The sequence below is a fragment of the Frankia sp. CcCS3 genome (assembly GCF_977927575.1).
Genome location: NZ_CDWRCL010000028.1, coordinates 16,569 through 28,278, shown reverse-complemented (window position 1 = coordinate 28,278; position 11,710 = coordinate 16,569). Strand labels below are relative to the sequence as shown.

General features: G+C 70.9%; 9 protein-coding genes. 6 read left to right on the top strand and 3 right to left on the bottom strand.

The window, feature by feature from the left end:
- Positions 1–294: 294 nt before the first annotated feature.
- Positions 295–1,071: a helix-turn-helix domain-containing protein gene (locus AC08OQ_RS04825; protein ID WP_462187199.1), complete on the bottom strand. Its 777-nt coding sequence runs from the start codon at positions 1,069–1,071 to the stop codon at positions 295–297.
- A 411-nt stretch (positions 1,072–1,482) separates the two neighbouring features.
- Positions 1,483–2,712 carry a DUF349 domain-containing protein gene (locus AC08OQ_RS04820; protein WP_476592271.1) on the bottom strand — a complete coding sequence of 410 codons (1,230 nt, stop codon included), beginning with the start codon at positions 2,710–2,712 and terminating at the stop codon, positions 1,483–1,485.
- A gap of 278 nt (positions 2,713–2,990) precedes the next feature.
- Here AC08OQ_RS04820 and AC08OQ_RS04815 point away from each other — a divergent pair, with 278 nt between their 5' ends.
- The 5 genes from AC08OQ_RS04815 to AC08OQ_RS04795 all read left to right on the top strand — a co-directional run bounded on the left by AC08OQ_RS04815 (position 2,991) and on the right by AC08OQ_RS04795 (position 9,126).
- Entirely contained in the window at positions 2,991–3,896 is a 906-nt protein-coding gene (locus AC08OQ_RS04815; protein WP_476598703.1) for a carbohydrate ABC transporter permease, read from the top strand.
- The gene (locus tag AC08OQ_RS04810; protein WP_476598701.1) at positions 3,893–4,858 is read left to right on the top strand and encodes a carbohydrate ABC transporter permease; all 966 of its coding nucleotides are present in this window, start codon (positions 3,893–3,895) and stop codon (positions 4,856–4,858) included. The genes AC08OQ_RS04815 and AC08OQ_RS04810 overlap by 4 nt, the downstream gene beginning before the upstream one ends.
- A gap of 12 nt (positions 4,859–4,870) precedes the next feature.
- Positions 4,871–6,229: an extracellular solute-binding protein gene (locus AC08OQ_RS04805; protein WP_476598700.1), complete on the top strand. Its 1,359-nt coding sequence runs from the start codon at positions 4,871–4,873 to the stop codon at positions 6,227–6,229.
- Between the two features lie 25 nt (positions 6,230–6,254).
- Complete coding sequence (locus tag AC08OQ_RS04800) at positions 6,255–7,421, top strand: ABC transporter ATP-binding protein (RefSeq protein ID WP_476598698.1); 1,167 nt, start codon at positions 6,255–6,257, stop codon at positions 7,419–7,421.
- Positions 7,422–7,776: 355 nt separating this feature from the next.
- Complete coding sequence (locus tag AC08OQ_RS04795; RefSeq protein WP_476598696.1) at positions 7,777–9,126, top strand: transcriptional regulator; 1,350 nt, start codon at positions 7,777–7,779, stop codon at positions 9,124–9,126.
- A 28-nt stretch (positions 9,127–9,154) separates the two neighbouring features.
- Here AC08OQ_RS04795 and ygfZ read toward each other — a convergent pair whose 3' ends face one another.
- On the bottom strand, positions 9,155–10,312 hold the full coding sequence (gene ygfZ / locus AC08OQ_RS04790) for a CAF17-like 4Fe-4S cluster assembly/insertion protein YgfZ (protein WP_476598695.1): 1,158 nt from the start codon (positions 10,310–10,312) through the stop codon (positions 9,155–9,157).
- A gap of 541 nt (positions 10,313–10,853) precedes the next feature.
- Between ygfZ and AC08OQ_RS04785 the strand changes: the two genes are divergently transcribed.
- Positions 10,854–11,591, top strand: a complete 738-nt coding sequence (locus AC08OQ_RS04785; protein WP_476598693.1) for a phosphoglyceromutase — start codon at positions 10,854–10,856, stop codon at positions 11,589–11,591.
- The last annotated feature ends 119 nt before the right edge of the window (positions 11,592–11,710 follow it).

Below are 11,710 nucleotides of genomic sequence, written 5' to 3'. Positions count from 1 at the left end.
GCGGCTTGCGCACCTCCGCCAGCGGAACCTTGACCTCGGCCCTCGCCTCGGCCGTGTCCTCCTGGGTCTGCGTGCTGACGCGGGCGGTGGGACGGCTCGCGGGGCGATTCGTCGTGCGCGTGGTGGCCATGATGTCTCCCTCGGTTCGAAGATTCGTTGATTTCGTGTAGAGATTTCCTGTTAGCGATTCGTCGCCGACGGGTGAAAGGTCGGGTAAATGATGCGAGGGTCAGGGTGGTGATATGCCGTACAGGAACGGAGTCCTGCTTGTCGCCGCAGTCCCCGCCGGTCGACCTAGGTCTGATCGACCGGGTTGTCGGTGGTCGGCTGCGGAGCCGGTGCTGCCGGGGCGGGTGTGGACGCGGGGGGAGCGCCGGTGATCGGACTGCTCTCGGCCCTCGTCGCCGTCGGTTCGCCTCCTGTGGCCTTCGATCGCCTGGTGCGGCCCGTGGCGGTTCCCGGTGACGGCCTGCCCGTACCGTCCGACGGGGCCGACCGCGCCGCGGTGGTGGTGCCGCCCCGGGATGTCGTTGACGCCTCTCGGGCGGATTTCCGTTTCGTCGTCGGCTCCGCGAAGGTCGGTCCCGCGGTGGCGGCCGAACCCCGTGCGGACGACGAACCACCGATGGCGGCTGGACTCGCGGTCGGGGCGGCGGGCTCGCCAGGGACGAACCCGCGCGACCCGGCCTCGGCGTCGCCGTCCGGGTGGCCGCGGCCGGCCCGCGCCGCGATGGCGTTCTCCCGGCAGAACGCCTCGTAGATGTCGAGCACGACCTGCTTCTGTCGTTCGGACAGGGATTCGTCCGCGAGCACGGCAGCCATGACGTTCTCTCCGCCCTGCCGTTTCTCCAGAATTCCGGCCTGCACGTAGAGCACTTCGGCGGAGATGCGGAGCGCCTTCGCGATCTGCTGAAGAATCTCCGCGGACGGCCGCCGGAGGCCTCGCTCGATCTGGCTGAGGTAAGGGTTGCTCACCCCGGCCTGCTTGGCGAGTTGACGAAGGGAGATCTGTGCGGTGTGCCGCTGATCGCGGATGAAATCACCGAGATCGCGCACATTCAGGGCCGCCACCGGGTCGAACGCCTCCTTCGCCGGAGGGCGAGGCGGGTTGCCGCGCCCATGGCGGGCGCCCCGCCATCCGTGAACCTCGGCATACGGCTGGACCCTGCGGCCGAGGACGCCGAGGACGACTGCCCGCCGAGAGCCCGCCGTCCGTGGACGCTGCGATTCAGGGGAGGCCATGGTGCCTCGGCAGGCTCCGGCCGGTACGGAAACGAGTGCGCCGCCACAACACATCACCAACGCAGCCGACGATACGTCGGGTTGCTAACTCTGGCAAGCGGTCAGTTAGCGCTCTTTGGACGTGTCCGCCCCGAGGTGCACCACCTGGTACTCCGCGGACCGTCGCCCCTTTGACCACGGCAGATGCCGCAGTTCCCCGTTTTCGGGCCCACCCGAAGCGCCCGTGCCTGCCGGCGCGGCTCAGTCGTTGTGGGACTGTCCCTCGGCCTGGGCCAGCCAGGCCCGCTGAGTGGCGAGGGCGGACTCGGTGTCGGCGATCTCCTTGGTGCGTCCGGCGGCCCGGGCCCGGGCCAGCTTCGCCTCCAACTTTGCGACGGATTCCCGCAGCTTCGTCACGAATGGTGAGGAGGAGAGGGATCGCTGGGCCCAGCGAGCATCGGAGGCCTCGCGCAGCTTGTCGCCGATGGCCGCCATCTGCCGCTCCAGGGAGCCCGCGATCTCCCGGGGGACCCGTCCGATCTCGTCCCAGCGGTCCTGGATCTCCCGGAGACGACGCAGCGAGCGGTCGGTATCGGCCGGATCCAACGCCGTCGCCTCGGCCAGCAGTTCCTCTTTCTTGACCTGGTTTTCGCGCAACTCGGCGTCGCGCTCGGCATTGGCCTCGTTGCGGCGGGTGAAGAAGGCGTCCTGTGCCGTACGGAAGCGGCTCCACAACGCGTCGTCGATATCCTTCGCCGCGCGACCGGCGGCCTTCCAGTCGGCGAGCAGCGCCCGGTAGCGGGCGGTCGTGCCGGCCCAGTCGGTGGAGTCGGACAGCGCCTCCGCCTCGGCGATGATCGCCTCCTTCCGTTCCCTTGAACGGGCCCGCTGCGTGTCGAGGGCGGCGAAGTGCGCGGTCCGGCGGCGGGTGAACTCGTCCCGGGCCGTGGCGATGCGCCGCCACAGCGCCGAGTCGGTGCGCTTGTCCAACGAGCCGGCGGCGCGGAACTCCTCGGCGAGCGCGCGGAACCGCTCCCCGGCGGTCTTCCACTCCGAGCTGCGGCCGAGCCGTTCGGCCTCGGCGACCAGCTGCTCCTTGGCCGCGGCGATCCGGCCGGCCCGCTCGGCCCGCTCGGCGGCGAGCGCGGAGCGATGTTCCTCAGTGGCGGCGACCACGGCCTCCAGCCGCGTGCGCAGCGCCTCCAGATCACCGACGACCGCGGCCTCGTCGAGGGAGCCGAGCAGCCGGCGGGCGCTGCCGACGATCCCGGCCGGATCAACCCCGCTGACCGTCAGCCGCCGTTCGAGCAGCTCGACCTCGGCGGACAGATCGTCGAAGCGGCGTTCGAAGTGGGCCAGACCCTCGCGGAGACTGCCGGCACGCCATGATCCGACGGCACGTTCGCCGCTGGCCGTGCGAACGAAGACCGTGCCGTCGTCGGCGACACGCCCCCAGGCGGAGGCGTGGTCGGGCTCGCTGCGGTCGCTCATGGTGTTCCCGAAGATCGACTGACGTTTCCTGCCATTCTTGCAGGCGTTGGCCGTTGAGGGGACAGCCGCCACGGATCGGTCACCACGATTCACCGTCGACCGGGTGCGGCGCGTCGGCCGTGGGGGTCGATCCGAGCCGTCGGCGGTGTTGCGTGGGCCGTCGGCGGTGTCGCGTGGGATGTGGACGGACCGGACGACACGTGCAGGCACCGGCTGCTCCCCCGCGGGAGCCACCCCGTACCGGCATCCCGGCACAGGTGGGGCCAGGATGCATAACCGTGACGCGTGAGGTTGGTGGTAGCCGGGCGGGCTGGCGAGTCGGCGTGTTGTTGCTGCCGGCGTTCGTGGGACTCGGTGTTTTCGTCGTCGGGCCCGCGTTGGTGTCGGCGTTCATCGCGGGCACGGACAAGACCCTGACGGGGCCTCGTTTCGACTGGGTCGGCACGGCGAATCTGCGTACCGCTCTCTCTGACGCGGACCTGGCCGGCGCCGTGCGCAACACGCTGCTGTACTGCGCCCTCACGGTGGTACCGGCGGTCGCGATCGGGCTGGCGCTCGCGCTGGCCGCCGAACGGGTGACCCACGGTCGGGCGCTGGTGCGATGTGCGCTGTTTCTGCCGGTCAGTGCGAATATTGTGGCCATGGCGGTCGTGTTCGCCTACATGTTCGACAGTAGCCCCGACGGTCTCGCGAACACCATCGTCGGGCTGTTCGGGGTGGCTCCGGTCGACTGGCTCGGCGACACCTCGACCGCGTTGCCGGTGGTGGCCCTCGTCGGTGGTTGGCGGCTGACGAGCTTCGTCTTCGTCGTCTATCTCGCTGGGTTGACGGCGGTCCCGAGATCGGTGTACGAGGCGGCGGACGTGGACGGCATCCACGGATTCGCCCGGCTGCGTCACATCACCCTGCCGCTGCTCGCCCCGACGACGATCTTCCTGGGGGTGTTCGTCACCATTTTGACCCTGCAGACCTTCGAAACGGTCGCGGTGCTCACGAAAGGTGGCCCCCTGGATTCCAGTACGACGATCATTTACTACATTTACGAGGTCGGCTTCACTGGATCGTTCCGCATCGGATATGCCTCGATGATCGCCCTGATGCTGTTTGTCGTGATCGTGGCGCTGGGTGCCGCTGGTGGGCTGCTCGGGCGCCGCATCCGACGCACACGGGAGGCCGCCGCGTGAGCGTCGACACCTCCAGCCCGGTGCCCGGGCCCACGCCCCGTGGCCACGCCGTGCGGCGAGCCTCGCGTCGGCGGGCCCCGCAACCGGGATCGGCGCCGGCGCCGATCCCGGCATCGCGGCGCGGTCGCCGCCGGTCACCGGCCGGACCGACGATCGGGCGTCTCGTCCTGCTCACGATCGGCATCGTCGCGGCCGTCCTACCCTTCGTCTGGATGGTGCGGACCGCCATCGGGCCGCGGCAGACCGCGCTGGCGCTGACGTCGAACCCGATCCCGTCCAGCATCGACCTGAGCTCGTTCGACCGCGCCTGGTACGCTGGTGATCTTGGATCCGCCCTGCTCACGGGGGTGGCGGTGAGCCTGGCGATCCTCGCGTTGCAGCTCGCGACGGCGATCCCGGCCGCCTACGCCTTCGCCTGTCTGCGCTTTCGCGGGTGTACGGCCGCCTTCGCGGTGGTACTCGCCACCCTGCTGGTGCCGACCCAGATCACCGCCGTGCCGAACTACGTCACCATTTCCGCGCTCGGACTCGCTGACACCCGGGTCGGCCTGGTCCTGCCGTTCATGACACACGCGGCGATGATCTTCATGTTCCGGCAGTACATGAGCACCATCCCGGGGTCGGTCCTGGAAGCCGCGCGGATGGACGGGCTCGGTACCTGGCGGACGCTGTGGACGATCATCGTGCCGCTCGCCGCGCCCGCGATCGCCTCCGTATCGGTGTTCAGCTTCCTGTTGTCGTACAACGAGTACCTGTGGCCGCTGCTGGTCGCGCGGTCGCCGGACATCGCCACCCCGCCGCTGGCGCTCGCGCGCCTGATGACCGACTCCTCCTCCGTCATTCCGGACTTCACCGAGCTCGCCGCGGCCGCGCTGATCATCAGCCTGCCGTCGCTCGTCGTCTTCGTCGTCGCCCAACGCCGTCTCGCCGCCGGAATCACCGGTACGGGTGCCGGTGCCTGAGAGGAGGAACGTGTGATCCGTATTCGCCGAATGCTGCCGCTGCCCGTCGCCGCTGCGATGATCATCCTGACCGCGTGCGGCGGCGGTGGTGACGCGGGCCCGGCAGACCCCGCGGAGAGCCTGCGCCCCACGGCCCGCCCGGCCGGTGCCGGCGTCGACAACGTGGCGGGCGCCAAGGCGTCGCCCGCCTGCGTGGCCCAGGTCAAGACGCTGCGGATGTCCGCCGTCGGCACGCTCAACGACGTCGCGAAATCCGGCAAGGCCTATCTGGAGAAGGCGCATCCCGGCCTCGCCGTGGACCTCAACACGAGCGCGCCGGACTACACCTCCCTCGTCCAGCAGATCAGCGCCGACCGCTCGGCCGGCCGTTCCGTCGACGTGGCGGTCGCCGGCTTCGACCTGCTCCCGACCTTCGCCCGGGACCTCGGCGCCCAGGAGCTCTCCCCGCGCCTGCTGCGCGCGTCCTACGACCAGCGGCTGGTCGGCCTCGGGCAGGTCGCCGGGAAGCAGATCGGCATTCCTCAGCAGGTGTCGTCCCTGGCCCTGGTCTACAACCTCGACGTGCTGCAGAAGGCCGGCGTCGATCCGGCGACGCTGGGCACGACCGACGGGGTGATCGTCGCCGCCGACAAGATCAAGGCTTCGGGTCAGAACATCCAGCCCCTCGACCTGCCGACCGGCCAGCAGTTCGGGCAGTGGATCCTCAACACCCTGGCCAGCTCCAAGGGGACGTCGATCCAGGACGCGAACGGTCGGCCCGCCCTGAACACCCCGGCGGCCCGCGAGGCCGCCGCGTTCCTCGCGAAGGCCGCGAGCTACGGCACGCACTCCGCCGACCCGACCCAGCAGGGCCTGCTGCGGTTCGGCATCCGCCGGCAGACGGCGATGACCGCCGTGACAGTGGCCTCCGTGGCCGGTGGGCTGAGGTTCATCACGGGGCAGGGGACTAAGGGTTTCCGGGCCGGCGCGGTCCCGTTCCCGACCCTGCCCGGCGGGACCCAGCACCCGGTCGCGGGCGGCAACGCGCTGACGGTCCTGTCCACCGACCGCTGCCAGCGGGAGATGGCGACCGAACTGGTCGTGTCGCTGCTCTCGCCGGACGTCGTGGCCGCGAGCACGGAGACGTTGAGCTACATCCCGGTGGATACTCAGGCTGTCAGCCAGCTCGGGTCGTTCTACGAGACCTATCCGCAGCTCAAGCCGTTCAACGCACTAATCCCCTCGCTGGTGAAGGCGCCGGCCTGGAGCGGGGCCCGCGGCGGGGAGGTCCCGAGCGCGATCTCGGACCAGGTGCAGCGCATCCTCAAGGGTGAGGACTCGGTCAGGGCTCTCGCCGCGGCCCAGAGCCAGGCTGTGGAACTCACCCGTTGACCGGCGGACGCCGTGGGAGAGACCGATGACCCGGATCACGGAACCGGCCGACGGACCCGTCGCGGTGACGGCCGCCACCGTGGGGGTGCCGATCGAGATCGACGGGCTGGGCCGGTCGTTCGGCCCGGTCCATGCGCTGCGCGACGTCACCCTGGCGGTTGCGCCGGGGGAGATCGTCGCGCTGCTCGGACCGTCCGGCTCGGGTAAGTCGACGCTGCTGCGGATTTGCGCCGGGCTCGAGGAGCCGACGTCGGGTGATCTGCGTTTCGGCGGGGTCAGCCAGCTTGGCGTCGCACCCCACCGCCGGGACGTGTCTATGGTCTTCCAGCATTTCGCGCTCTACCCGCATCTGACGGCGCTGGAGAACCTCACCCTGGCGTTGCGTTACGGCCGTGGCCTGCCGAAGGCCGCGGCGGTGGCCCGGGCCCGTGAGACGCTGGACATGCTCGGCATCGGTGAGCTGGCAGCTCGCCGGCCCGCGAAGATGTCCGGGGGCCAGCGCCAGCGGGTCGCGATCGGCCGGGCACTCGCGACCCGGGCCCGGGTGATCCTGTTGGACGAGCCGATGTCGGGGCTTGACGCCCAGCTCCGGGTCGATCTGCGGGTCGAGATCGTGGGCCTGCTGCGCCGGCTCGGCACCACCGCTCTGTTCGTCACGCACGACCAGGCCGAGGCGATGGCGGTCGGTGACCGGGTCGCGGTGCTCAGCGGCGGCCGGTTGCAGCAGATCGGGACGCCCGACGAGATCTACGACCGGCCCGCCACGCGCTTCGTCGCGGCATTCGTCGGCAGCCCGCCGATGAACGTCCGGGAGGGACGCTGGCATGACGGCCAGCTGCGCGGGGACGGATTCGCCCTGGCCGCCCCCGCCGGCGCGACGGCGTTCGGAGTCCGGCCCGAGCACCTGGTCCTGGCTGCGGGGGCTTCCACCGGATCAGGATTGGGAGCGGCGGACGCCGTGGTGGCGCCGGTGGCGCTGGCGTCGCTGGCGTCGGATGCGCTGCGGGTGACCGGTGAGGTCGTGGTGAGCGAGCGGCTCGGAGCGGAGCGGACGGTGCACGTCCGGACCTCCGCCGGGGTGCTCGCCGTCCGGGTCGACGCCGCTCAGGTGCTCGGCGTGGGCATGCCGGTCACCCTGCGCGCACCGCTGTCCACCCTGACCTTCTTCGACGCAGCCGGCGCCCGGATCTGACGCGGCGCGGCCTCGCCCCGCCGCGGCCGTCCCCTTCCCACCGCGCGTCCAGTCCGATCGGCGCCGCGTGAACCGCGGAGGGGCCCTTCCCATGGGCATGTCCCCGACTGCCCGATTCGCAACGGAATTCCTGACCGGCCGACGTGGTCGTGTTCGGTCGAAACAGGAATATAACGCGCTTTTTTCGGACGGCTCGGCGGACATGCGTGCAATCAGGGCCCGCCAGTGGTCCGGGAGTGACCTCTGTGCACGCATCGCACCGGAGTCGTCTCTTGGAGCACCAAGATGTCGCGACATAGCGTTAGTAGGTGCTCACGGAAGTGGCCCTGGAGATGCGACTACGAGGAGAACGTCGATGCTGACGGATAACGCTCATGCCTGCACTCATCCGCTTGCGTTCGTCCGAGCCCAGCGCGGGTGGTCCTATCAGCGTCTGGCGCGGGTCGTGGCCCGCCGCGCACGTGACCTCGGGGTGGCGAACATGGCCGCCGAGCGGCAGAAGGTCTGGCGCTGGGAGCACCGTGGTGTCGTGCCCGACCGGGTGTCCCAGCTCGCGCTCGCCGCGGAGCTCGGCGTGCCCAACGATCGCCTGGAGTCGCACCCCTGGCCCGCGTGGCTACCGACCGGCGACGCGGTGCGCACCGAGTACCCGTGGACGCCGGGCGGCAGCATAACCTCGATCATGGACGTCGTCGAGGACGCGCTCTCCGACCGCCGCGGCTTCCTGACGATCACTGGGGTCGGGGTGGCGGAACTCGCGACGCAGTGGCTCGGCATGGAACCGGCCCGGCTGGCGGCGGCCTTGAACGGGGGACAAGTCGACGACCAGATCGTGAACCGGATCGAGCACAACATCCCCGGGCTGCGGGTCATGGATGAGCGGCTCGGCGGGGAGAGCGTGCGCCGGCTGGTCGACGCCGAGCTCGGCGTGGTGGCGGACCTGCTGGTGCGTGGGTCCTACACCGAGCACGTGGGCCGTCACCTGCATTTGGTGGCCGCGGAGCTCGCCCGGTTCGCGGGGTGGGTCTCGTTCGACGCCGGCTTCCAGACGGCCGCTCAGCGGTACTGGATCACCGCGCTGCATGCCGCGCACGCCGGCGGGGACCGCATGCTCGGTGCGAACGTGCTGAAGAACATGTCCCTGCAGTGCGTGGACTTCGCCCGCCCGCGGGAGGCGGTGGATCTGGCCGAGGCCGCCGTGGCCAGCGCCGGGGGAGCGTCCGGTCGCGTCGGCGCCATGCTGCACATGCGGCGGGCCCGTGCCCACGCCGCGCTCGGGGAGGCCAGCGCCTGCGCGCAGGCGCTGGCCTGCTCGGAGGAGGCGATGGTCACCGCGCGGCCTGAGGACCCCGCCTGGTCGTCCTACTTTGACGAGGCCGAGTACCAGGCGCAGATCGGCAGCTGCTACATCGATCTCGGTCACCTCACGCAGGCGGACCGGTGGCTGGAACGCTCCCTGGCGATCCACCCGGACTCCCGGGCCCGGGACCGGGCCACCTACCTGCTCCGGTGGGCCGCGGTCCAGATGGATCTCGGTAACGTCGATCACGGGTGCGAGCTGACCCGCCAGGCCCTGCCGATGCTGGAGGCGACGCGATCCAAGCGCAACGCCCGCCGGGCCGACGAGCTGCGCCGCCGGCTGCGGCGGCACGGCACCGACCCGGCGGTGCGGGAACTCGATCAGCTCCTCGCCCGGACCGCCTGAGCCGGCCGGAACCCGAGCCGGCCGGGAATCAGGGACGCAGCCGCCCGGCGAGACGCTTCGGCACCGTCGTGGCCGGTTCGTCGTCCGGATCGATCGCGGCGGCCAGCGGCGCGCCGTCGGGATCGGCGGCGACGAGGGCGGCATCCGCCGGCACGGACCGCTTGATTACCGCCAGGGCGATGGGGCCGAGTTCCTCGTGGACCTCGGAGCTGCCGACGAACCCGACCTCGCGCCCGCCGACCGTGACGGGAGAACGGGGCGCCGCCACCGTGCCGTCGAGATGCAGCAGTACCAGCCGCCGCGGCGGGCGACCGAGGTTGTGTACCCGGGCGACGGTCTCCTGCCCGCGGTAGCAGCCCTTGTCCAGGTGCACGGCGCTCGCCAGCCACCCCACCTGGTGCGGAATGGTGCGATGGTCGGTCTCCCGGCCGAGCCGGGGCCGTCGGGAGGCGATGCGCATGGCGTCGAAGGCGGACAACCCGGCCAGACCCGCCCCGGCGGCGCGCAGCCGCTCGACGGTGCCGGTCAGGTCGGCCCGGCCGACGAGGAGGTCGACGCCGTGGGGGATCCGCCGGACCAGCGTGCCCGTCCCGGTGCGAGCGACCGGGTAAGGACCGGTGATCGGTGCCCCGACCGGGTCGGGTGCCTGTGGTTCGGGCAGGTCCAGGCCGGGCGCGCCGTCACTCGGCCCGTCCAGCGCCGCGGCCGCGACCTGCGCGGCCCTTGGCCCGAGCACGCTGAGCACCGCCGTCACCGCGCCGATGTCCGTCGGCTCCACTCGGAGCATGAAGCGCATCGACTCCAGGTAGCGCAGCAGGGCGCCGCCGGTGCCGGGCTCGACGTCCACCCAGGTGGACGTGCCGTCGTCGGCGAGGACGAGATGGTGTTCGACGTGGCCGTGCGGGGAGAGCACCAGCGCCTCGGTGCCCCGCAGCGCGCCCAGCGCAGACAGATGCTGAGAGGTGACGCTGTGCAGCCAGGAGAGCCGGTCGGGGCCGGAGATGCGCAGCACGTCCCGATGCGATCTGTCGACGACGGCGGCGCCGTCGCGCACTGCGCGCTGTTCCCGTAGCGGATCGCCATAGTGGGCGGCGACCACGGCGTCTTCGGCAGTGCCGGCCACCGCACCCGGCAGGCCGAGCAACGGGGAGAGCGAGGCGGACGTCGTGAGGGACCCGGCGGTCATGGAACTCAGTCTAGGTCGCCGTGGCGTGCCTCGGCCGGGCCCGCGCACGGTTCGGCTGTGGCCCCCGGCCCGCGCGGGTGGCCTGGCTGTTCCGGCCGGCTGGTGTCAGGAGCGTCCCACAACGCGCGCGGAAAAGCCGTTGCGATGCGCCCCTGGGTCCGCGTAGCGTCACGGGTACACGAGAAGGGAGGTGGTCCAGGCTTTGTGTGCTCATAGGACTCGTGAGGTGGCTGTCCGCTAGCCGGTCTCGTGGTCCTCACCTCTAGCCGGGTGGCCCATGGGCACCGGCACCGGCGAGAACCAGGCAGACCCCCGACCCCCGGGCGCCGTCGCAAGTCCCGACGGCCCGCCTCTGCTTCGCGCGGCGGCGGAGCGCCCGGGGGTCGTTCAGTTCCGGATGAATCCCTGTCGTGCCGCCGGATTCCTGTCGTGCTGCCGCGTGACAACCGGTCTCCGGCACGACCGGCCCCGAGCCGGGGAGCCACAGGCAACAACCGGCAATGCTGGCCGAGCGGGCCGCCGAGCGGGCAGGATCTCGGGTATGCCGACGCTCGTCCTGCTCCGCCACGGTGAGAGCATTTGGAACCGCGAAAACCTGTTCACCGGCTGGGTGGACGTTGATCTTTCCGAGAAGGGTGCCAAGGAGGCCACTCGCGGGGGTGAGCTGTTGCGGGAGTCCGGCGTCCTGCCGGACGTGGTGCACACGTCCCTGCTGACCAGGGCGATCCGCACCGCCTGGCTGGCGCTGGACGCCGCCGGGCGCACCTGGGTTCCGGTTCGCCGCACCTGGCGACTCAACGAGCGGCACTACGGCGGTCTGCAGGGCCTGAACAAGGCGGAGACGCTGGAGAAGTTCGGCGCGGAGCAGTTCCAGCTCTGGCGTCGCTCCTACGACACGCCGCCGCCGGAGATCGGTCCGGAGCAGGTCAGCGGGGTTGACGAGCGCTACGATGACCTCGCCCCCGACGTCATCCCGCGGACCGAGTGCCTCGCCGACGTCGTCGCCCGGATGCTGCCCTACTGGTACGACGCGATCGTGCCGGACCTGCGGACCGGCCGCACCGTCCTGGTGGCGGCGCACGGCAACTCGCTGCGTGCCCTGGTGAAGCATCTCGATCATATCAGCGACACCGAGATCGCCGGGCTCAACATCCCCACTGGCATCCCGCTGCGCTATGAGCTGGACGACCAGCTGGGTGTGGTGAGCTCGGGGTACCTCGACCCCGACGCCGCGGCGCTCGCCGCGGCCGCCGTCGCCGCGCAGGGCACCAGGAAGTAGTCGGAAAAGTAATCGAGAAGATAGTCGAGACTAAAAATAGTCGGGACTATGGGGACGTAATGAAGTAACAAATACGTGATCGAGAGCATCATCGCAGGTCACAGGCCTGTGGAGGGTTC